We start from the raw sequence: 22,077 nt of genomic DNA on the forward strand, positions 1-22,077 counted from the left end.
GACGTCGGGGTCGTGGGCAAGCAAAGGAGCTGGGCCAGATGAATGCCACCCACCACATGCCGAGTACGGAGTGGGTCCATCCCTTCATCGCGAGGCCAGCAGGGGTGGCTGAGTTACGCCGCCTGACGAGCCTCTACCTCGAACTGTGGGGGCTTGCGGGAGTGGGTGATGCGGCACAGCTCTGCGTCAGCGAACTGGCCACCAACGTCGTCAACCATGTCGGCGAAGGGGCTGCTGCGGTCCTGTCGGTCATGGTGAGGGATGCGCATCTCCGCATTTCAGTTCGAGACGCGGAAAGTGGACGGTTCCCAAGGCTCCTTGGGGTCGCGCCTACCTCGGAAACTGGGCGAGGGCTGAGCCTCGTGGCGGCCATGGCGGACCGTTGGGGAGTGACGGTTGCCGCGCACGGCAAAACCACCTGGTGTGAGATCAGCGCATCGTGCACGACTCGCATCCGAGACGCGGACGGCCCGCAATCGGCGGGAGCGGAGGGGCCCCTCTCCTCTGGTCAGGGCTTGCCGGGTCGGGCACCCCAAGGAAGGCCACTGCACTTCGTTGCTCAGGAGGCGGCGGCTGTCGGCCTCATTGCTGAAGTTCTTCGTTGGCTTCAGGCGCAGGGGCGTGATCCAGATACGGTTCTCGACTATGCGCAAATGCGCTTCGAGGGGGAGTGTGGAGTCGCGGGTTAGGGATGATGCTGGGTTCGCACCCCCTCTCTCGCAAATCGACGCCGAAGAGGGGGTGCGGAAGGCTAATCTGTAGCGCCGTTTATGTGTTCGTGGTGGTCTCGGTGATACGTGAGGTATTTGGTGTTTATGGTATGCCCGCGAATCTCGCGCAGTTGGTAGGTTCGAGGTTCGGAACCTCTTTGCGTAACGGTCCGATCATCGTTAATGATCAGCATTCCGAAGTCGAAGGCTGTGTGGTGATTTGGGCACAGGCATAGAACGTTATCGATCTCATCGGGGCCGTTATGCGGGTGGCCGAGTGGCTTAATGTGTGCCGCTTCGGCGTAGGCACCCGTGGGGGTTTCAATGCGCAGTCCGCATACTTGGCAGGCGTATGCGTGCATCTTTTTTACGTAGTCGGCCACCTTAGTGCTTCGGATGATGCGCTGAGTGGAGGTTTCCTTGCGCCCGGGGCTCGAATTGCCAGCCGGGAATGAGTGAGTGATGTTCGTGGCGGCCTGTTTGTCGACGGTGTCGATAGAGCGGAGCCGATAGCGCCATACGAGGAAGTTCGATTCGCCGCGTTGGGACCAATATTCCTCCACTCGGTAGAGGCCGTCGTACCGGAGCCCAGCCGTTGGTGAGTATTGCCGGTCACCGCCTGAGCCGCGAATCACGCGCACGGGCGTCCCAGTGGAGTAGCTGGTGACCAACGCTGCATTCCCTAGGGTCAGCTCTTGATCTTTGCATTGCTTCTTCGTTTTCTCGTCCCGCCCTCCTTGCCCGGTGTAAATTATTTCCTCGCCATGGTCTTCATCGTCTTCGTAGCCTCCGGATACGACGATGGACTCGGCGCCGCTGGCTCCCGTTCCACAAATGCCGGCCATGATGGGCCGGTGGACCCTTGCTCGTGCTAGTGTCCGCCGCCTCTTGAAAGTATCCCCCACTCGTACATGTGGAGGGTGGCCGAATCCATCAAATTCTGCCCCAGGGATTCCTGCCTCCAGAAGTAGTAGATCAAGGCGATAGTCCTGGAAGTATCGTTCGTGTAGCAGTTTTACTGCATTCCGGCATAGATCCTCATCCGAGGTGAGCTGTTCGTGCAGAGAGGTCTCCAGCCCGCCCTCGGGTGTTTGCTGGGAAAGCCATGCCAGTGCGTCGGTATCCGCGAAGTCCGGCGACTCGCCATTCGTGCCAAGAATCTCCCAGAAAGGGAACTGGCGCAGCTCCAGAAAAGTGCTCTCGGGTGTTGGGCTTGAATCTACTTTTTCGTATTCCGTAAGCATGGCCCGAAGGTCGGCCTTTGCCTTGTTCCATGAGGTGAGACGGCCTGCACCTTCGACCGCACGGCTGATCGCCCATAGGAGTGCGATGGGCTGATCCCTCGATGGTTCACCTGACGGTCGATGGAGGGGCAGGGAGGCAAGAGCCTCCAGGAAGCGAGTAGCACGTTCCTGCTGGGTCTCGGACAACTTGGTGTTTCCCTCGATCTCAGGTGCGGGTGGACTAGCCATAAACCAGGGCTAGTTGCCCAGTAAAGGTGGCCCGTACACCACTGTCGACGGAGATAGGGGCCCGCTGGAGACGAGCGGAGTGTGGCGAGCGGCCGCTGTTACGCGAGTCAGGGCAGGCGTTAACTGCTGCGGCTACGCGAGTCGTCGGAGCCGTATGGCTGCTCCCTGGCCACCCACGCATCCACCAACGCCGCCCGCCCCCAAGCCTGGTAATGCCGCAAATGCTGCAACAAGTGCTGCTCTCTGGTCATGAAGTCCGGGGAGGGGCCCAAGAGGCAAGCCCGGCGGCGGTGGAAGGACAGGGTGGTGGCGACGGTGGTGTATTCGGTGACGGCGCGGGCGGCGGCGGGGCCCTGGGTGCGGCGGGCCAGGTCGCGGGCCAGGGCGCGGGTTTTGAGGGAGGAGAGGGCGGTGGGTTCGGCGGGGGCGAGCCAGCCGGCGGTGATGTAGGGGGCGAGGTAGCCGCGCAGGGAGAGCAGTTCCTGGGTGCGGGCCCAGATGGCCAGCCAGGTCAGGGCGATGAGGACGGGGACCATGAAGAGGCCGTAGACGATGAGGAAGCCGAGGTCGCCCAGGGTGGACGCGCCGTTCCAGATGGCGTGCAGGAGGACGGCGGTGAGCAGGCCGAGGAGGGCGAGCGCGATACGGGCGGCGCGGCGGCGGGGGTAGCGGGTGGCGGCGATGCCGAACGCGAGGCCGGTGAGGATGGTGAAGAGCGGGTGGGCGAAGGGGGAGACGATGATGCGGAGGAAGAAGGTGCCGGCGGTGAGTGAGTCCAGTCCGGAGTGGCCCAGGGACTGATCCTCGCCGAAGGCGTTGCCCAGGTAGAGGACGTTCTCGGTGAAGGCGAAGCCGGTGGCCGTGATACCGGCGAGGACGATGCCGTCCGTGATGCCGTCGAAGTCACGCCGTCGGAAGCGGTAGAGGAGGAGCACGGCGGCGGCCTTGACCACCTCCTCGACGACCGGGGCGATCACCGTGGCGCCCCAGGCCTCGGCCTCGGAGGGTGAGGTGGAGGCGATGTTGGCGGCCAGCCAGTCGGTCGCGAAGCCGTTGGCGAGGAGCGCGACCAGGGTCGCGGCACAGGCGCCCCAGGTGAAGGCGAACGCGAGGTTGCGCCAGGGCTCGGGTTCGACGCGGTCGAGCCAGCAGAACGCCGCCACGAGAAGCGGTACCGGGAAGACGGCCAGACCGAGGCCGACCAGGAAGCCCTCGGTGCCGGTCTCCTGGCGCACCATGCCGATGATGATCACGCCGGAGAGCGCGAACATCGACACCAGGGCGACCGCGCGGAGGGTCTTGCTGCGCCAGGGCGCCGTCCGGCGGCGGGCAGGCGCGGCGCAGGGCTCGTACGCGTAGGTGTGAGGTGTGTACGGGGGAGGGGCAGGCGCGTGGGGCGGGTGCGGGGGCGGCTGGGACAGGTACACCCATCGACCCTAGCGAGGGGCGTTCGCCCTATGTGTCGCGGCGCCGGAAGAGGAGGTCATGGACGACATGCCCCTTGTCCAGGCCCTGGCCCTCGAACTTGGTGAGGGGGCGGAAGTCCGGACGCGGCGCATAGCCGGGGTGGAGGTTCTCCAGCGTCGGCTCGGCGGAGAGCACCTCCAGCATCTGCTCGGCGTACGGCTCCCAGTCGGTCGCACAGTGGACGAGGGCACCGGGCGCGAGCCGGGTGGTCGCCAGGGCGATGAACTCCGGCTGGACGAGGCGGCGCTTGTGGTGGCGCTTCTTCGGCCAGGGGTCGGGGAAGTAGATGCGCAGGCCGGCGAGGGAGGCGGGGGCCAGCATCTCGCGCAGCAGGATGATCGCGTCACCATTGGCCACCCGGATGTTGGACAGGCCGTTCCGCTCCGCGAGACCGAGCAGATTGCCCTGCCCGGGGGTGTGGACATCGCAGGCGAGGATGCCGGTGTCCGGGTCGGCGGCGGCCATCTGTGCCGTGGCCTCGCCCATGCCGAAGCCGATCTCCAGGACGACCGGACGTCCGTCGAAGAAGGCGTCCAGATCGATCCGGGAGAGCCCGTCGATGTCCAGTCCCCAGGTCGGCCACCGGCGGCGCAGCGCATCGGCCTGGCTGGGCGAGACCCGGCTGCGGCGGGGCTGGAAGGAGCGGATCCGCCGCTCGTGATGGGAACCCGCGGGGTCGGCCGCGGGGCCCGTCCCGTCGGGGAACATGGGCTCCCCGCGCCGGGGGGTGGCGGCCGAGACGGCGGTGGAGCCGAGGCTCCGGGCTTCCTGCGCGCCGGATTGCTGCGCGTCGGCTTCCCGGGAGATGGCTTCCCGGGCGGGAGAAGCCAGGGGAGCGGCTACCGGAGCGTCTGGTTTCGCGGCGGCGGTGGCGGGGGTGGTGGGGTTCTCGGACACAGTGCGTCGATTCTACGGGGGCGCAGGTCCGGGGGCGGAGGGACCGGGGCACACCCGGTGCTTTCGGGGCACCGGCCGGGGCGGGCGGGACGGAACCCTTTGTGAAAAGGGAGGTTGGCGTGGCGTGGAGCGGCGTGCATACGATGCAGGGCTGACGTGAGCAAAACAAACAGGGGGGTTGGTCCATCGTGTCGCAGGGCGGCCAGGGGTACGCCGGGAATCCGCAGGGGCCACAGCCGCCCGGCCAGGGTGCTCCGGGAGCGCCGCCGGCCGGCCCGCCGGCACCGGGCCAGGCCGCACCGCCGCCCGGCCCTCCCCAGGGGCAGCAGCCCGGGCCACACGAGGGAGCTCCCGGATACCCGCCCCAGGGGCAGCCCGGCCAGCCGCCGGCCGGTGCGGGAGCGTACGGCGCCCCCGGCCAGCCGCCCGCCGGTGCGGGCCAGCCGCCCGGCGGCCCCGGTCCGTACGGTGCTCCGCCCGCGCAGCCCGGGCCCGGGGGCGGGCAGTTCCCCCCGCCCATGGGCCAGCCCCAGGGGCCGCCCCAGCAGGGCTACCCCGCCCCGCCCGGACCGCAGGGCGGCCAGCAGCCGCCCCCGCCGTACGCCCAGAATCAGGGTCAGGCGCCCGGCCAGGCGCCGTTTCCCGGGGGGCCCATGGCGCCGCAGTTCCAGGGCGGGCCCGGCGGGCCCCCTGCGCCTGGGCGCAGCGGTGCGCCCGTGGCGCTCATCCTGGCGATCGTGATGGTCGTGCTGGTGGGCTGCGGAGTGGGTGGGTACTTCCTCCTCTCGGGGGACGACTCTGCCGATACGGCCTCCGACCGGCCCGCGAACGCCATTCCGCGGCTGTGGGAGGCAGCGTCGCCCGCGTCCGACCGCGAGGGACAGGACGAGAACAACCTGCGGTCGATGTGGTTCAACAATGACGATGTCGTCTACGGAGACAGCTCGGGCGTGCGGGCCTACAACCGCAAGACCGGCAAGAAGCAGTGGACGGTCAAGACCCCCAAGGGCGCGGGCGAGGTCTGCGCCATGTCCAAGGACGCGAGCGACGACGGCGTCGGCGCCGTGGTCTTCGACGCGGGCGGTGACGACTGCTCCTTCCTGTCCGTCGTGGACACGGATACCGGGCGCACGCTCTGGTCGAAGAACCTCAAGGGCGGCGGGAGCGAGGACAGCCCGCAGATGGTGGTGAACTCGAAGGTCGTTGCCGTCGCGATCGGGGACACGTACGCCGGTTTCACCATCACCGGTGGTGCGAAGGTCTGGGAACTGACCGCGCGCGGCCACGAGTGCACCACCACGGTGGGGCTGAGCCCGCAGTACCGGGCCGTGGGCAGTGACTGTCCCGACGCGAAGCCGAAGAAGCAGCTGGCCCTCCAGGACCTGGAGTACAGCGGCATCCATTCGACGGTGACGGGCGACGGCCGGGCGGTCGGGGAGATTCTGTCCGACCGGCCCCTGACGATCCGCATGAGCGCCGAGGCCAATGTGATCGATGCCGAAGGCACCCTTTCCACCTACACCAAGGACGGGGCGCCGGCCAAGACGTTCGAGCTCTCGGGCGAACTGAAGGACCTGAGCCTCAAGCCCCGCGACACCATCGTCGACGAGGAGGAGCAGGTGCTGGTGTCCGGCTACGGCTCGGGTGGCATGGCGGCCATGGACCTGAAGACCGGGGAGCTGCTGTGGAAGAAGCGGGCCTCGGCGCCCGTCGCTCTGGACACCGACGGGCTGATCGCGGTGATGAGTGCGCCTGCCGCCGGTCCCGTCGGCCAGGATCCGGTGCTGGTGTCGATCGGTGTGCGGGACGGCAAGGAGAAGGTGCTGGGCACGCTCTACGACCCGAAGCACAGCCTGGGATCCCCGGAACTCATGTCGCTGGCCTGGGACGGACACACCAACACGCTCTTCCTCCAGGGCGAGGGGCTCAGCCACGACAAGTCGAGCGTGCAGGCCTTCAAGGCACCGGTCGGCTGACGGCCCCCGACGCGTCGGCTCTCCCGGCTCCCGTCCCTCCGCCCCCGGATTTCCGGGACACGCGGAAGGCCGGGAGCCGGTCGCGTTATGCGCGCTCCGCTCCCACCACCCCCAGCACCCGCCGTGCCACCTCCCGCCCGATGGGCAGCGAGGCCGTGGCGGCCGGTGACGGGGCGTTGAGGACGTGGACCATGCCGGGGGACTCGGCGATGAGGAAGTCGTCGACGAGGGTGCCGTCGGGGAGGACGGCCTGGGCGCGGACGCCGGCCGGGGACGGGACCAGGTCCTCCTCGCGGGCGGCCGGGAGCAGGCGGCGGACCGCGTCGGCGAAGGCACGCCGGGACAGCGACCGGTGCAGCTCACCGGCGCCGTAGCGCCAGTGGCGGCGGGCTATCCGCCAGGAGCCGGGGTACGCGAGGGTGCCGGCCAGCTCGGCGGGGTGCAGAGTGCGCCAGTCGTAGCCCTCGCGGGCCAGCGCGGGGACGGCGTTCGGGCCGATGTGCACGGCACCGTCGATGCCGCGGGTCAGATGCACGCCGAGGAACGGGAAGGCCGGGTCGGGGACCGGGTAGACCAGTCCGTGGACCAGAGAGGCGCGGTCCGGGGCGAGGGTGAAGTACTCGCCGCGGAACGCGACGATCCGCATGCCCGGCGCGTCACCGGCCAGCCGGGCGATCCGGTCGCAGTGCAGACCGGCGCAGTTGACCAGGGCGCGGGCGCGGTGGACCGTGCCGTCGGCCGTACGGACCGCCACCCGGCCGGGGCGGCGGCCGATGGCCGTCACCTCGGAGCCGTACCGGATCCGGGCACCGGCGTCCTCGGCGAGGTGGGCGAAGCGGCGGGCGACCGCGCCGAAATCGCAGATGCCGGTCGTGCCGACATGGATGGCGGCCAGGCCGCGCACCTCGGGTTCGTACTCGGCTATCTGGGCGGGGCCCAGCTCGCGCACCGGCAGGCCGTGCTCGCGGCCGCGCTGGATGAGGCCGTGCAGCCGCGGCAGCTCGCTGCGGTCGGTGGCGACGATCAGCTTGCCGGTGACCTCATGAGGGAGGTTGTGCTCGGTGCAGAACTTCACCATCTCCGCCGAGCCCTGGAGGGCGAAGCGGGCCTTGAGCGAACCGGGCGGGTAATAGATGCCGCTGTGGATCACGCCGCTGTTGCGCCCGGTCTGATGGCGGGCCGGACCTGGCTCCTTCTCCAGGACCACCACGCGCGTACCGGGCGCGGCACGCGTGATCGCGTACGCCGTAGAGAGCCCGACGATGCCGGCACCGATCACCAGCACCTCGCAGTCGTACGCCGCCACTGCACCTCCCCAACCGCATGACCGCAGGCCGACCCGTCGCCATGGACCTGCGCATCATCGCCGACGACGTATCCCATCATGACGGTCGGCACTGACAATGCCGATCGGACGGCTCCGCGGCGCACGCACCCGGCCGGGCCGCGCACGGATCGCGCGGCCGGGCGGGCAGCTCCGTCCGGGCCGGCCCGCCGCTAAGCGGGCGCCGCCAGCAGTGGTCGCGCCCGCTCCCGCAGCTCGACCACCCGGGGTTCGTCGCCGTACGGCTCCAGGCGGTGCAGCAGATCGCGGACGTACTCGGTGGTGCGGGCGGAGGAGATCCGCCCGGCCACCTCGACCGCGCGGGTACCCGCCGCGCAGGCCGCATCCAGATTGCCGGACTCCAGTTCGGCGACCGCGGACACGACCAGGCGCAGACCGTGGGAGCGGACGAATTCCTCGGTGGGCCGGGAGAGCGCCTGCTCGGTGAAGCGGCGGACCTGGCGGGGCAGCCGCAGATCGCGGTAGCACTCGGCGGCATCGGCCGCGAAGCGTTCGTACGAGTAGAAGTCCAGCCACGAGGGGTCGGGGTCGCCGCTGCGGGAGCGCTCCAGCCAGCCTTCGGAGGCCTTCAGCGCCACCTCACAGGCGCGCGCCTCGCCGGCCTTGGCCTGCGCCCGCGCCTCCACCAGGCGGAAGAAGCTCATGGTCCGGGCGGTGGCCAGTCCGCGGTTGCGTTCCAGGGCGGCCTGGGCGAGGTCGACGCCCTCGTCGGCGAAGCCGCGGTAGGTCGCCTGGAGGGACATCGAGGCCAGGACATAGCCGCCCAGCGGGACGTCGGCGGCCGCCCGGGCGAGCCGCAGCGCCTGGATGTAGTACCGCTGTGCGGCCTCCTGCTGGCCCGTGTCGAAGGCCATCCACCCCGCGAGCCGGGTGAGTTCGGAGGTCGCACCGAACAACGCACGGCCCACTTCGTCGCTGTACGAGGCGAGCAGCAACGGCGCCGCGTCCACCCGGAGGCACTCCGGCACCATGGACGAACGCCAGTCCCCGCCGCCGTACTTGGAGTCCCAGCGGCGCGCGTCCTCGGCCGCCTCACGCAGTTTGCTGACGTCGCTGTGGCCGACGTGCTGCGGAATCCCGGCGTCGCCGGCCGCCGCGGCATCCTTGTCCCGGGCCTCGGCCGCCTCCCGCGCCACCGAACTGTCGGCCGGGGATATCAGCCAGCGCGAGGCGGGGGTGGCGTACGCGCTGACGGCGAAGGATCCGGCCAGGCTCTGCCAGATGCCGCCACCGCCGGCCCGCCGTCCGGCCAGATCGAGACGGTAGAGCTCGGTCGCGGAGCGCACCGCGGCGCCCACATCGCGGGGAAATGCCAGGCCTACCTCGGGGGCCGGGTCCGCGTCGGCCAGCCCGATCTCGTGCAGCGGGACCGGCCGGCCGAGCTTGCTGCCGATCGCGGACGCGATCAGATGGGGAGCGGCGCCCTGGGGCACCATGCCCTTGGAGACCCACCGCGCCACCGACGTCTTGTCATAACGAAGCGTCAGTCCGCGCTGCGCACCGAGGTCGTTGACCCGGCGCGCCAGTCCGGCATTGCTGATACCCGCGAGGGCGAGAACGGTGCCAAGCTTTTCGTTCGGCCCGCGTATATCCCTGGACATGCGCACCCCTCGACACAGCGACGGCCGCCCCGGTACCCCGGGGCATGCGTCCACCCAGAGTAGTTCGCCGGATCCCGACCGTTAAGAGTCGGTGTCCCGGATGGCGAGATTCATGTTCAAACAGGGGTACGGGAATTGGCATGTGCTCCGGGTACGTGTGCCCGTGCGCCCGTCCGTGCGCGCTGGCCGCCCGCTTTTGCGAGCGCTTCCATGGCTTCTGCGTGGGTCGGCCCGCTGCACTGGATCCAGTGGGCTGGGGGATACCGTCACCCCATTCCCCGCGGGTGACGGTCCGGTCCGGGGGGCGCAGCCCGCCTCCCGGACCGTCGCGAGGACCGGACGCCGGCCGGTCGAGTCGCCGGTTGACACAGTGCCGGAATGCGTCAACTGGGCTGTATGGAACGGACTTTGGCCGAAAATCGACGGGTGATGATTTCGCGCCGCCGCACGCACGGAGCTGCCTCGGGGGCCACACGGGGGGCCTTCCGGGGCCGATGCGGCGGAGCACACGCGCCCGTCACGAGGGTGTGCCGCCGGGCCGGCTCGCGCGGCCGTCCCGCCGGCACTCCGCCGCGTCCGCACCACCGCCCGCGGGCCGCCCCCACGGTAAGCCCGCAACGCCCCCGCGGGCCCGCCGGCGGTCCCTGATGGCCGCCGCCCCGCGAACTGCCCGTATACAGGCCCGCTCCAGCACCTCTCCCGCGCCGCTGTCATGGCAGCATGGTCCGCACAACAGCTCGGTAAGGGCCGGGCGATCCGTTGTACGGGGCGGCCGTTGGCCCCGGCGCACGGGGAATCGGGTGGAGGCGGCGATGCGCTGGTTGGTGGGGTGGAGCAGTGCCGCCACGGGGCCGGCGGCCGGCGACGAGAACCACACGGTCCTCCCCGTGGGCGCCCAGCTCCTCTGGGGCGGCCCGGATCCCCTCTGGGCGGTCGGCGACTGGCGGCCGGACGAGGTCCGGGTCGTCCAGGCCGACCCCGAGACCCGGCTCGCGGTCTTCGGCGTCTGCGGAGCCACCGACGACCAGCTGAAAGTGGGCCTGTTCGCGGCGCGCGGGGGCGCACTGCGGCATCTCACCGCCTGGCCCGGCAGCTACACCGCCGTCGTCCAGGTAGGGCGGCGGATCACCGTCACCGGCGACCTGGCCGGCGCCCGCCCCGTCTTCCACACCCCCTGGGCCGGCGGCACGGCCTACGCCACCGCCGCCCTCCCGCTCGCCGACCTCGTCGAGGCCGGCCTCGACATCGGCCACCTCGCCGCACTGCTGGCCTGCCCGGAACTCCCCGAGGCGCTCGGCGCCGGCACGCCGTACGAAGGCGTCCGCCGGATCCCGCCCGGCCACGCCCTGGTGCTGCGCGGCGGCGCCGGCGACATCACCTCCTTCGAACCGACCGCCTCGCTCGCCGTCGCCGCGCCCCAACTCGCCCCGGAACAAGCCGTCGACGGCGTCCGCGACGCCCTGGTCGAAGCCGTCCGCGCCCGGCTTGCCGGAATCCGGCACGCCCCCGATCCGGAGGGGCTCGACGGCCTCGACCCCGGCCCGGTGCCCGGTATGGGACCCGCCGAGCGGCGCGCGGCACGCGGTGCACCGGCTCCCGGCGTCGGCGCCGACCTCTCCGGAGGCAGCGCCTCCGGAACCCTCGCCCTGCTGGCCGCCGGCCTTCCCGGCCGGCCAGGAAGGCTCAACGGCCACGGCGAACGCCTCCTGGCCGTCACCTTCAACGACCGCGCCACCCATGACGGCGAGGCCGACCGCGACGCCGAGTTGGAGCGTGCCCGCACCCTCGCCGACAACCCGCGGCTGCACCACGTCGTCGTCGCGGCCGGCGAAGAGGCCCTCCCGTACGCGGACCTCGGAAGCGGCCCGCTCACGGACGAGCCGGGCCCCTCCCTCACCACCGCGAGCCGCCACCGCCGGCGGCTGCTGGCCGGCAGCGCGGACCACTTCGTCGGACACGGCGCCCGCCAGGTCCTCGACGCCCACCCGGCCCGGCTCGCCGACCTCCTCATGGACCGCCGCCGACGCCATCTGCTGCGCCCGGTCACCGCGCTGGCCAAGGCGGACGGCGCCTTCGCGCAGTCCGTCCTCGTGCCCTTCACCGTCTACCGCGCGGCCCGCAGGCTCGCCCGTATGCCGTACACGGCGGGTCTCGCCGAGGCGGCGCGCCGCCTCCTGGAGCGGCAGTTCGCCGACGAGCCGGTGGCCGGCGGGGCCGTGGACGCCTCCCTGGCCGCGCTCGCCTGGTGCCGGCCGGGGCCCGCGGCGCGCTGGCTGACGGGGGAGGCGCTGGCTGAAGTATCGGTTCGGCTCAGCGACGCGGCGCACCGCTCGCCCGCGGTGAGCCGCCCCGGCGAGCGGCGCGCCCGTGCCGCGCTGGCCCGTCAGGCCGCTGACCACCGCGTCTTCGAGCAGGCCGCCGAGGTCCGCAACCAGCGGCTGCACGCCCCGTTCCTCGACAACCAGGTGGTGCTCGCCTGCCGCGCCCTGCCGGACACCCTGCGGGTGCAGCCCGGGGCACGGGCGGCGGTGCTGCGCTCCGTACTCGCCGGCGCCGGGGTCCGGGATCTGCCACCCGGATGGGGCGCCACCTCGCAGCTCACCCAGGCGGCGGCGGTACGCGCCGGGCTGCGCGGCGCCGTCGGCGACCTGGTGCGGCTCTTCGACACACCGCTGCTGGCCGATGCGGGGCTGGTGGAGGCACGGGTGGTCCGCAAGGCACTGCGCTCGGCGGCCGAGGGCGCGGCACTGCCCCTGGACGGGCTGGCCGAACTCGTCTCCACGGAACTGTGGCTGCGACGGCTGGTGGCGCGCCGGGGGAGTTGCTGGACGGGGGCGGGGGCGCCGCGTCAGAAGGCGGTCGCGGGTGGCGTGGTGCCACGGGCGCGGTTGGGGTGAGCCCGGAGGCCCCCACCCTTCCGTGCCGGCGCGGCCACCCCGGCGCCGGTGAGGAGAGCGGGCCGCCTCGGCGCCTCAGCGGCAAGTGATCGTCGACTGTGCCCAGTCCGCCAGCGCCGCCGCACCCACGGGGTTCGCCGTATGGGTCACCAGCCGCAGGGTCTTCCGGCCGGCCAGCGGGACGTGCACCGGTACGGCCGGTTCCCCGCCGCGCACCACCGGCGACTGCCACAGCCGCACGCCGTCCGCGTAGACGGAGAAACGCAGCGCGCCCAGTCCCAGACTGACGTCGTCGACGCCCGCAACGGCGTCATAGGCGGTGCACCGGCGGTTGAGGTCGATGGTCACCGAGGACTGCGCATGGACGCTCACCCCGTGCGCATACGTCGTCCCGGCGATCTGCGGTGCCTGCCGCTGCCACAGCCAGCTGCTCTCCAGGGTGCGTACCTCCGGCTTGCTGCCGTCGCCCAGGAAGTCGTGGGCGAGCGCATTGACCCGGTACGAGGCCGGGGCGGGCAGCGGCGGCTTCGGGGTGGGCTTCGGCGGCGTGGGCTGCGGTGGGTTGGGCTCGGGTGGCGTGGGCTTGGATGGCGTGGGCCGGTGGGGCGGCTTCGGGGCGGGCGTCGGCTCCTGCGGGGCCGCCGTCGGCGTGCGCGTCGGCGCGGCGGCAGGCGTGCGCTTCGGATCCGGCGTGCTCTTCGGATCTGGCTTGTGTGCCGGGTCCGGCTTGTGTGCCGGGTCCGGCTTCGGGGCGGGGGCGGCGCCGCCCGCCGGTGGCAGCGCGGGGTGCGACGGTCCGGGCGCCGGATGCTGCGGTGCGGACGGAGCCGGCCGAGGGGACTGGGCCCGCGGTTCCGGCGCCGGCTTTGGGGAGGCGGTCAGCGCCAGCGAAAGCGTCGCGCCCGCCACCACCGCCGCACCGATCCCGATCCCGGCCTTGACCGTGCCGCCCAGGCCCTTGCCCACGGCGGCACCACCAGCACCTCCCGGCGCACCGGAACCGCCGCTCCCGGCGGCCGCGGCCGCACCGGCCGTCACCCCCGCGGCACCCGCCACCGCGGTCTTGACGGCGTACCCGGCGGCGAGCCAGCCGATGAACGCGACCGGCAGCAGCGCACCGATCCGCTGATTGACGTCCGCGACCTCCAGCGCGGCCAGCCGGCACCGGGGACAGCCGTCCAGGTGCTTGCGCAGCCCCCGCTCGGCCCGCATCCGCAGCCCGCCGCGGGCATAGGCGCCGAGCCGGTCGGCGTACCGGGCGCAGTCGCCGCCGGCGGTCAGCGACTGGCTGACATGCGCCTGCAGATACGCCTGCTTGAGGCCCTCGCGGGCGCGGTGCGCCAGTACGGCGGTGGCGTTCGCGGTCAGCCCGAGCAGCGGCGCGACCTCGCTCGGCGACTCCTCCTCGACCGTGGTGTGCCACAGCACCGTCTGATAGCGCTCCGGCAGACTGCGGAACGCCCGCACCGCCATCGACCGCTCGGCCTCCTGCATGGCACGTACATCCGCGCCCAGGTCCAGGGTGCCGTCATCCCCCGCCACATCGGCCGAGGCCACCGCGAACACCGCGAAGTCCTCCACCAGTTGCTCCCGCCGCGCGGTCTGCGCCCAGGACGCGGCCACCCGGCGGACGGTCGTCAGCAGATAGGCACGCACCGCGGATTCCGGGCCCGCCCCGCCGCGCACCGCCTGCAGCGTGCGGGCGAAGACCTCGCCGGTCAGATCCTCCGCGGTGTGCACGTCCCGGCAGCAGCTCCGGGCGTAGCGCCGGACCGCCGCGGCGTGCCTGCGGTACATCTCCTCGTACGCGCTGTCGTCGCCGGCCCGCAGATCGGAGAGCAACTGGGCATCGGACGGCGGGAGGTCGCCGTTCTCAGGGCCGGTGGCCGGACCCGCGCCGCGGGAGGTCTCCCGCTGCGGCGGCACGCTGTGCCCCGCGCCCGCCCGGCCATCGGCGCGATCGTGCCGTCCGGCCGGGGGAGTCATCCCCAACGGCCCGCCCTGGCCGGGGACTTGCCCGGCCCGCGTCGCCTCCTGCTCGCCCACCCCGGCCTCACCGTCGTGCCGCTCGTCCCGCCCGTCAACACCCATCGCCGAGGCTCCCGAAGCCGCTGTCCCAACGGAATACCGCGCAAGCGTGCCACACCGGACCCCGGCGGTTGAGGGTCCTGACGGCCATCCACTCATCCGGGGAGCACGGGCGGACGACCGCACGGGCGTTCACCCTTACGGGCCATGCCGCCCAGACGGCCCCTACCGTGCGAGGCCCTCGTACGGGCCCTGCCGTACGCGGCGGCCGGACGTGCTCCCCGGCACCGGGACACCGGACGTGCTCCCCGGAACCCGGACACCGGACGTGCTCCCCGGCCCCCGGACAGGAGGCCGCGCCGCAGTCCGCGGACGGCGCCGTCCCGCGGTCCGGCCCCGCCCCGTGGACCCGGCGGTCGGGTCCACCCGGACGGAGCCGGCCGCCGGACCTCACCGGGCCGGGCGCGAGCGCAGCCCCTCCAGCAGTATCTCCAGCAGCCGCGCGGACGCGGCCTGCTGCTGGCCGGGATCGGGCAGCGTGGGCGCGCCCGTGGCGATCACTAAAAGGATGTCCGAAACTGTCACATCGGCGCGCAGCTCACCGGCGGCCTTGGCGCGCTCGACGAGCCGCCCCACGACGTCCAGCAGCGCGTCGGCGCCGGTCGCCTCCTCGGCAGCGGTGGGCGGCGCGGCCGCGGCCGGCTCGCCCTCCCGGAGGTCGTGCCGCTCGGCCGGCCGGAGATCGGCGGGCGCCCCGTCCGCGCCGGGCGCCGTGCGCTGCTGCGGCACCCGTGCCTCGGTCAGACCGTCCGGTACCCGGGGCCCGTCCGCGCCCTCCGCCGCCGGCCCCGCGGACCGGTCGGCAGCCGCGCTCACCCGCAGAACGCCCGGCGGCAGCAGCCGTCCGGCACCCGAGGCGACCGACGTCCGCAGAAAGCGGGACAGCGCCGACCACGGGTCGTCCTCCTGCCCCAGTGCCGCCCGCGCCTGGTCCGTCAGCCGTGAGGTCTCCTCCTCGGCTATCCGGCGGACCAGGACGTCCTTGCTCGGGAACCGGCGGTAGACCGTGCCGACCCCGACGCGGGCCCGCCGCGCCACGTCCTCCATGGGCGCGCCGTACCCCAGCTCGCCGAACACCTCGCGTGCGGCGCGCAGTACGTGCTCCAGATTGCGCTGGGCGTCCACCCGCAGCGGTGTGCTGCGGCCGCCCGTACCCGTGCCGGCACCGTTGGTCACCGCGGTGCCGTTGCTGTGGGGTCTGTTGTTCTCGCTACTGCTCCCGGCGCCGTCGGAGGCATGTGCCACAGCGACAGTGGCCGGCCATTGAGAGCCCTGAATGTGCATAGTGATCCCCCGGTAATGACGTCTCCCCCCGGAGACTCCCCGCCCTGACAGTCAGGGCGTACCGACGAGAGGGTGCACCCCAACGAGATACGAACATAGTTGAGCTCGGGTCAAGAATGAAGGGGGCGTTCCGCACAATGCGCCCCCCGATCGGCCCAAGGCACCTTTTCCGGCCCGATTACGCCCCCGCTCTTCCTTTGCCACCCACCCCCTGACCAGCGCACCTCGCCCCGGACACGCGGAATGCGCCGTTCCGTCCCCAGGGCCGCGCCCGGTCATACATTTCGACGAGCCTGTGGACAAAGGCGCTCCGGGGGTGCGTCATGGAACAGTGCTGTGCTTTCCCGGGGGTGCAGCTCCCGAAGCAGGCCGCGCCGCCGGCCGGCTTTCGGATCGGTGCTGCCCCGGGGCCTGGTCGACACCGCGAGGAGAACCTCTGTGAAGACTGTGTCTTCGAAAGACGTGACGCGCATTCTCGTTGTCGGCGGTGGCTACGTGGGGATGTATACCGCCCTGCGATTGCAACGGAAGCTCAAGCAGGAACTGCGGCAGGGCACCGTCGAAGTCATCGTGGTCGACCCCGAGCCCTATATGACGTACCAGCCGTTCCTGCCCGAGGCCGCGGCCGGTTCGATCTCCCCGCGCCATGTCGTCGTACCGCTGCGCCGGGTGCTGCCGCAGTGCAAGGTCGTCATCGGCGAGGTCACCGCCATCGACCACCACGACCGCAGGGCGACCATCACCACCCTGGCCGCGGAGGAGACCGGCACCGGCGCCATCGAGGTGGCGTACGACGAACTGGTCCTCGCGCCGGGCTCGGTCTCGCGCACCCTCCCCGTCCCGGGCCTGGCCGACGTCGGCATCGGCTTCAAGACGGTCGAGGAGGCCATCGGCCTGCGCAACCACGTCCTCGGACAGCTCGACATCGCCTCCTCCACCCGCGACCCCGCGATCCGCGACGCCGCGCTGACCTTCGTCTTCGTCGGCGGCGGCTACGCGGGCGTGGAGGCACTGGCCGAACTGGAGGACATGGCCCGCTACGCCGTCCGCTACTACCACAACATCAAGCCCGAGGACATGAAGTGGATCCTGGTCGAGGCGACGAACCGGATCCTGCCCGAAGTGGGCCCGGACATGGGCGGCTACGCCGTCCGTGAGCTGCGGGCCCGCAATATCGACGTACGGCTGGAGACCCGGCTGGAGTCCTGTGAGAAGCGGATCGCCCAGCTCAGCGACGGCTCCCGCTTCCCGACCCGGACCCTGGTGTGGACCGCGGGCGTCAAACCGCACCCCATCCTGGCCGCGACCCAACTGCCGCTGAACGCACACGGCCGCCTCAAGTGCACCCCCGCGCTCCAGGTGGACGGTGTCGAACACGCCTGGTCCGCCGGGGACGCGGCCGCGGTCCCCGACCTGACGGCCGAGCCGCCCGCCAAGCCCGACGAGCCCCGCGCCCTGTGCGCCCCCAACGCCCAGCACGCCGTCCGCCAGTCCAAGGTCCTCGCCGAGAACCTCGCGGCGGCGGTGCGCGGCGGCCCGATCGTGGACTACGCGCACAAATACGTCGGCTCGGTGGCCTCGCTCGGCCTGCACAAGGGCGTCGCACATGTCTACGGGCGCAAGCTGAAGGGCTACCCGGCGTGGTTCATGCACCGCGCCTACCACCTCAGCCGGGTGCCGACCTTCAACCGCAAGGCGCGGGTGCTCGCCGAATGGACCCTCGCGGGCCTGTTCAAACGCGAGATCGTCTCGCTCGGCTCGCTGGAGAACCCGCGCGCCGAGTTCGAACTCGCCGCGGGAACCGGACGGCACAACGAAGCGAGTTGACGCGCCGTACCCCCACAAGAGTTGACGTGCCGTCTTCCCTGGGACCGCCGGATGTTCCGGAGTGCGGAACTCCACAGCGGCACCCCGGCGTCTGACGGATGTCCGTCCGGTCGGCCACACTGGACGTGTGACCATGGGTGGGCTCGTATCTGCAAAGAGTGACAATCACGAGGATTCTGGACGTTTGCTGCATTCCGCAAGAGGGCGCCGAGAGTGTCCCCAGCCGACCGTCCCCCGGCCACCGGCCGGGAGATCCCGCCATGCCGACGGCCCGATCCCGCGCGACGACGCGAAGTAAGAGGTACCCCTCCGTGATCTTCACGCGCTGGAGCGCCAAACTCCCCGGCACACAGCGGCGCGCCGCCGCGCGGTCCGACCGCGCCGCACCCCGCCCCGCCCCCGGCACGCCGGCCGCCCCGCCCGCCGCGGCCCCGGCGCCGCCCGCCGAGCCCGCGGCGGCGGACGGCGCACCGTCCGCCCCGACGGCCGCCACCACCCGCTCCGTCCCCGCGGCCCGCGCCGGGCACACCGATCCGGCCCCCTCCCAGGACCGCGTCCCCGCGACCCTGCCGCCCACCGTCGACGCCCTGTCCGTCCACGACATCCTGGGCACCATCCCCGCCCTGGTAGCCGTCGCCTACGGCCCCGAGCACCGCCTCGCCTACGTCAACGGCGCCTACGCCGCCGTCTTCGGCCCGCGCCCGGCCGGCCACACCGCCCGCGAAGCCCTCCCCGAGCTCGACGCACTCGGCCTGCTCCCCCTGATGGACCAGGTCCTGCGCAGCGGCAAACCGCGGACGGTCAAGTCCCGCAAGGTCCCCGGCGGCGATCGCACCCGCGACGGCTACTACACCTTCACCTGCACCCCCATCGAGGTCGGCGCGAGCGGCCCGGCCCCCGACCCCGAGGTCGCCTGCGTCGCCCCGCACAAGGGCGTCCTGGTCTTCGGCGCCGAGGTCACCGACCAGATCGAGTCCGCCGAGCGGCTGCGGGCCAGCGAAGCCCTTCAGCGCGAGGCCGCGGTCACCCTCCAGCGCTCCCTCCTGCCCCAGGAACTGGAGCAGCCCGACGACCTCTGCGTCGCCGCCACGTACCAGCCCGGCGGCACCGACGCCGCGGTCGGCGGCGACTGGTACGACGTCATCACCCTCGGCGCCGGCCGTACGGCCCTGGTCATCGGCGATGTCATGGGCCGCGGGGTGCGCGCCGCCGCCGTCATGGGCCAGCTGCGCACCGCGGTCCGCGCCTACGCCCGCCTCGACCTCCCGCCGCACGAGGTCCTGCAGCTCCTGGACGGCCTGGCCGCCGAGATCGACGCCAGCCAGATCGCCACCTGCGTCTACGCCGTCCACGACCCGAACGAGGGCCGCCTGGTCTACGCCTCGGCCGGCCATCTGCCCATCCTCGTCCGCGACCCCGACGGCACGGTCCGCCGCGCCGCCGAGCCGACCGGCCCGCCCCTGGGGACCGGCGGCTGGCTGCACACCTCCGGATCCGTCCCGCTCGGCCCCGGCAGCAGCGCCGTCCTCTACACGGACGGCCTCGTCGAGCGCCGCGACAAGGACATCGACCACGGCGTCGAGGCCCTGGAGCGCGCCTTCGCCGGCGCGGCCGGCGCCCCCGACATCGTCTGCGACCGCCTGCTGCGTTCTCTGGGCATCACGGCCACCCACGACGACGACGTCGCGATCCTCGTCCTCCAGCACCCCGCCCGCACCGGCCATGACGCCGAGCTGTTCCACAACGCCGCACTCGAACTCCACGGCGGCACCGAAGCGGCCCCGCGCGCCCGCGCCTTCGCCTCCGGCGTCCTCGCCTCCTGGCGCTTCTCCCCCGAACTCCACGACCTCGGCGTCCTGGCCGCCAGCGAACTGGTCGCCAACTCCCTCCAGCACGGCACCCCGCCGATGCGCCTCCGCCTGCGCCGTACGGACCGCCGGCTGATCGTCGAGGTCACCGACGGCGACGACCACCTCCCGCGCCGCCGCCGCGCCGAGCCTGCCGACGAGGCCGGCCGGGGCATCTCCATCGTCGCCACCATCGCCTCGTCCTGGGGCTCCCGCCGCACCCCGGGCGGCGGCAAGGCCGTCTGGTGCGAATTCGCGCTGCCACGGGGGTAGCCGTACGACACCGGCCCCCGGCCCGGTCCGCTCGGACCGGGCCGGGGGCCGGGAAGCACCGTGGACCGGGCGCTCGTACGGCGCCGGCCAGGGCCGCCCGAAGCCGACGCCCGGGCACAGCCTTCAGGTGCTTGAGGTCCTTGAGGTCCCTCAGGCCTCGCAGGTCCCGCAGGTCCCTCAGGCGCCGCAGGCGACGGCTTCCGCCTCCGCCGGCACCCGTGCCGCGGGCACCGCCGCCACCGCACGGTGCGGATTGTCCTGAGCCGGCCGCAGCATCCGCCCCAGCCACCACGACAACCCCGTGATCCCCAGCGAACAGACCACCAGCATCCCGATGTACGCCGCGTACATCCCATGCCCGACCATCAGCGCCCCCACGGCCGGACCAACCGCCAGCGCCAGCTGCTTGACCAGGGCGAACGCCGAGTTGTACTGGCCGATCAGCGAAGCCGGCGCCAGATCGGCCACCAGCGGAGCCACCGTCGGCGACAACATCGACTCACCGATGCCGAACAGCGCATACGTCGAGATCAGCAGCGCCGTCGCCACCACCTGCGCGCCATGCACCAGCCCGGAGAGACCGGCGGCTAGCCACGCCACCGTCCAGACCATCCCGACCAGCGCCATCACCCGGCTGCGCCGCCGCCCCTCGACCAGCCTGAGCACCACGAACTGCGCCACCACAATCGCCGCCGTATTGGCCGCGAGCGCAATGCCCAGGCTCGCCGGCGCGATCCGGGTGACCTCGGTGGCGTACGCCGCCAGCCCCGACTCGAACTGCCCGTAGCAGGCGAAGAACAGCACAAACCCCAGCACGCACAGCCACACCATCCGCCGGTCGGCGAACATCGACCGCCAGGCACCCTTGGCCCGCTCCTCGGTCGGCACCGCGTCCTCGACCTTCGGCGCCCGCGGCAGCCGTACGGTCGCCACCGCCGCGCCGAGCACCAGGAACATCACGGCCTCGATGGCGAACAGCCGCACAAAGCTCGACGCCTGAGTCTCGTCGACCAGCAGCCCGCCGACCAGCCCACCGACGCCCAGCCCCAGGTTGTTCAGGAAGAACTGGGTGGCGAACGCCCGCGACCTGGTCAGCGTCGTCGAGCACCACACGATCATCGTCGCGAGCGCCGGCTGAATGACCGCGATCCCGGCACCGAGCGCGATGGCCGACGCGATGACCAGCGGCTCCGTGGCGGACAGCCCCAGCCCCAGCGCACCGACGGCGGCGGAGATCGTACCGATGACGGCCACCGGCAGCGGTCCGCGCCGGTCGATCGCCCGACCGGTCAGCGGCAGGACGACCAGTGCGGCCACCGCCAGCATCGCCAGCACCACACCGGCTGTGCTCGCACCGAGATCCCGCACCTTCGCCACATAGACGTACAGATACGGAACGGTGAAGCCGTTCCCGAACGCACTCAGCGCGTTCCCGAGCTGGATCCGGCGCAACGCGGCGCCCATCGCGGTGGTCACACTCACCTACCTAGGTCAAGTCGTCAGACGAACAAGGGGAGAACCAAGGAGCCTGGACAGACACCAGGGCGAGACCGGTCCGAGGACGGACAGTCTCACCCTGAAGACTTCAACTCTAAAGTTCGAAGTTAAAGAGTACACATCGAAGAACTTCAACGCCAATGACTTCCATGTCATACTGCGCCGCATGCCTGAGCCCTCAGATGCGGCCGCCGATGCTGCCGAGCCGAGCCTTGAGGAACAGATCGCTGCCTACCAGCGTGAATTCCAGGACCTCGACCCCCAGGTGGAGCAGGTCGTCTCCGCACTGCAGCGCCTCAACCGGCGGATGAACGTCGCCTACGGGCGACAGACCGCCACCCTCGGCCTGAGCAACGCCGAATGGGAGGTCCTCAAGGCCCTCGTCGTCTCCGGCGCTCCCTATCAACTGGGACCAGGCGAACTCGCCAAGCGCCTCGGCCTCACACCGGCGGCCATGACCCACCGCATCGACCGTATGGCGAGCGAGGGCCTGGTCACCCGGGAGCGCGACGAGAACAACCGCGTCCGTGTCATCGTCGAGCTGACCCACGAGGGCCGCGAGAAGTGGCTTGAGGCGATGCGTCTGGCATCGGTCTTCGAGGAGGACCTCCTCCAGGACCTCTCCGGCGAGGAGCGCCAGCTCCTCGGCCAGGTGCTGACCCGTCTCCTGCGCCGTGTCGAGGACGCCCAGCCGGACGCCGACGGGCGTCTGAGTGACCTTGACTGACGCGAGTTGACACGCCCCTGCCCCATCCGTAGTGTTCTCCGAGTTGCCACAGAGCCGGAAAGGTTCTGGGACAACCATCCCGCCGCTTCGCGGCACACCACTACTGCACGGCCCCTCAACGGGAACAATTTCGGCATGCCGAAATTCGGACCGCGACGTGATTATGCGT

At 71.8% G+C, this 22,077-nt stretch carries 14 protein-coding genes; 6 read left to right on the forward strand and 8 right to left on the reverse strand.

Going from position 1 to position 22,077, the window contains the following annotated elements:
• The first annotated feature begins 56 nt into the window (after nt 1-56).
• Complete coding sequence (locus tag AB0C46_RS33345; protein WP_362832455.1) at nt 57-689, forward strand: ATP-binding protein; 633 nt, start codon at nt 57-59, stop codon at nt 687-689.
• A 62-nt stretch (nt 690-751) separates the two neighbouring features.
• On the opposite strand, the gene AB0C46_RS33350 is transcribed toward AB0C46_RS33345, so the two are convergent.
• From AB0C46_RS33350 to trmB, 3 genes are all read right to left on the reverse strand, one after another.
• Nucleotides 752-2,140, reverse strand: a complete 1,389-nt coding sequence (locus AB0C46_RS33350) for a YDG/SRA domain-containing protein (protein ID WP_362832436.1) — start codon at nt 2,138-2,140, stop codon at nt 752-754.
• Between the two features lie 161 nt (nt 2,141-2,301).
• Nucleotides 2,302-3,609: a PrsW family intramembrane metalloprotease gene (locus tag AB0C46_RS33355; protein ID WP_362832437.1), complete on the reverse strand. Its 1,308-nt coding sequence runs from the start codon at nt 3,607-3,609 to the stop codon at nt 2,302-2,304.
• 28 nt (nt 3,610-3,637) lie between these two features.
• On the reverse strand, nt 3,638-4,546 hold the full coding sequence (gene trmB / locus AB0C46_RS33360; RefSeq protein WP_362832438.1) for a tRNA (guanosine(46)-N7)-methyltransferase TrmB: 909 nt from the start codon (nt 4,544-4,546) through the stop codon (nt 3,638-3,640).
• A 716-nt stretch (nt 4,547-5,262) separates the two neighbouring features.
• Between trmB and AB0C46_RS33365 the strand changes: the two genes are divergently transcribed.
• Nucleotides 5,263-6,522: a PQQ-binding-like beta-propeller repeat protein gene (locus tag AB0C46_RS33365; protein ID WP_362832439.1), complete on the forward strand. Its 1,260-nt coding sequence runs from the start codon at nt 5,263-5,265 to the stop codon at nt 6,520-6,522.
• Nucleotides 6,523-6,607: 85 nt separating this feature from the next.
• On the opposite strand, the gene lhgO is transcribed toward AB0C46_RS33365, so the two are convergent.
• Together lhgO and AB0C46_RS33375 are read right to left on the reverse strand one after the other, a co-directional pair.
• Nucleotides 6,608-7,828: an L-2-hydroxyglutarate oxidase gene (gene lhgO, locus AB0C46_RS33370; protein WP_362832441.1), complete on the reverse strand. Its 1,221-nt coding sequence runs from the start codon at nt 7,826-7,828 to the stop codon at nt 6,608-6,610.
• A gap of 191 nt (nt 7,829-8,019) precedes the next feature.
• Nucleotides 8,020-9,468 (reverse strand): hypothetical protein, encoded by a 1,449-nt coding sequence (locus AB0C46_RS33375; protein ID WP_006604728.1) that lies wholly within the window; start codon nt 9,466-9,468, stop codon nt 8,020-8,022.
• Nucleotides 9,469-10,280: 812 nt separating this feature from the next.
• Here AB0C46_RS33375 and AB0C46_RS33380 point away from each other — a divergent pair.
• On the forward strand, nt 10,281-12,365 hold the full coding sequence (locus AB0C46_RS33380; protein ID WP_362832443.1) for an asparagine synthase-related protein: 2,085 nt from the start codon (nt 10,281-10,283) through the stop codon (nt 12,363-12,365).
• 75 nt (nt 12,366-12,440) lie between these two features.
• Here AB0C46_RS33380 and AB0C46_RS33385 read toward each other — a convergent pair whose 3' ends face one another.
• Together AB0C46_RS33385 and AB0C46_RS33390 are read right to left on the reverse strand one after the other, a co-directional pair.
• Nucleotides 12,441-14,456, reverse strand: a complete 2,016-nt coding sequence (locus AB0C46_RS33385) for a sigma-70 family RNA polymerase sigma factor (protein WP_362832444.1) — start codon at nt 14,454-14,456, stop codon at nt 12,441-12,443.
• Nucleotides 14,457-14,843: 387 nt separating this feature from the next.
• Nucleotides 14,844-15,737: a helix-turn-helix domain-containing protein gene (locus tag AB0C46_RS33390; protein ID WP_362832445.1), complete on the reverse strand. Its 894-nt coding sequence runs from the start codon at nt 15,735-15,737 to the stop codon at nt 14,844-14,846.
• Between the two features lie 447 nt (nt 15,738-16,184).
• Here AB0C46_RS33390 and AB0C46_RS33395 point away from each other — a divergent pair, with 447 nt between their 5' ends.
• Nucleotides 16,185-17,564 (forward strand): NAD(P)/FAD-dependent oxidoreductase, encoded by a 1,380-nt coding sequence (locus AB0C46_RS33395; RefSeq protein ID WP_362832457.1) that lies wholly within the window; start codon nt 16,185-16,187, stop codon nt 17,562-17,564.
• A gap of 311 nt (nt 17,565-17,875) precedes the next feature.
• Complete coding sequence (locus tag AB0C46_RS33400; RefSeq protein WP_362832446.1) at nt 17,876-19,684, forward strand: SpoIIE family protein phosphatase; 1,809 nt, start codon at nt 17,876-17,878, stop codon at nt 19,682-19,684.
• 177 nt (nt 19,685-19,861) lie between these two features.
• On the opposite strand, the gene AB0C46_RS33405 is transcribed toward AB0C46_RS33400, so the two are convergent.
• Nucleotides 19,862-21,160: an MFS transporter gene (locus AB0C46_RS33405; protein ID WP_362832458.1), complete on the reverse strand. Its 1,299-nt coding sequence runs from the start codon at nt 21,158-21,160 to the stop codon at nt 19,862-19,864.
• Nucleotides 21,161-21,347: 187 nt separating this feature from the next.
• Here AB0C46_RS33405 and AB0C46_RS33410 point away from each other — a divergent pair, with 187 nt between their 5' ends.
• The gene (locus tag AB0C46_RS33410) at nt 21,348-21,908 is read left to right on the forward strand and encodes a MarR family transcriptional regulator (protein WP_362832448.1); all 561 of its coding nucleotides are present in this window, start codon (nt 21,348-21,350) and stop codon (nt 21,906-21,908) included.
• The last annotated feature ends 169 nt before the right edge of the window (nt 21,909-22,077 follow it).

The organism is Streptomyces sp. NPDC048637 (assembly GCF_040650675.1).
Classification (GTDB): domain Bacteria; phylum Actinomycetota; class Actinomycetes; order Streptomycetales; family Streptomycetaceae; genus Streptomyces.

Excerpts from the sequence above, each read along its gene's own strand:
- AB0C46_RS33385 (WP_362832444.1), bottom strand. The coding sequence starts at position 14,456 with ATGGGTGTTGACGGGCGGGACGAGCGGCACGACGGTGAGGCCGGGGTG.
- AB0C46_RS33375 (WP_006604728.1), bottom strand. The coding sequence starts at position 9,468 with ATGTCCAGGGATATACGCGGGCCGAACGAAAAGCTTGGCACCGTTCTC.
- AB0C46_RS33380 (WP_362832443.1), top strand. The coding sequence starts at position 10,281 with ATGCGCTGGTTGGTGGGGTGGAGCAGTGCCGCCACGGGGCCGGCGGCC.
- AB0C46_RS33345 (WP_362832455.1), top strand. The coding sequence starts at position 57 with ATGCCGAGTACGGAGTGGGTCCATCCCTTCATCGCGAGGCCAGCAGGG.
- AB0C46_RS33390 (WP_362832445.1), bottom strand. The coding sequence starts at position 15,737 with ATGCACATTCAGGGCTCTCAATGGCCGGCCACTGTCGCTGTGGCACAT.
- AB0C46_RS33410 (WP_362832448.1), top strand. The coding sequence starts at position 21,348 with ATGCCTGAGCCCTCAGATGCGGCCGCCGATGCTGCCGAGCCGAGCCTT.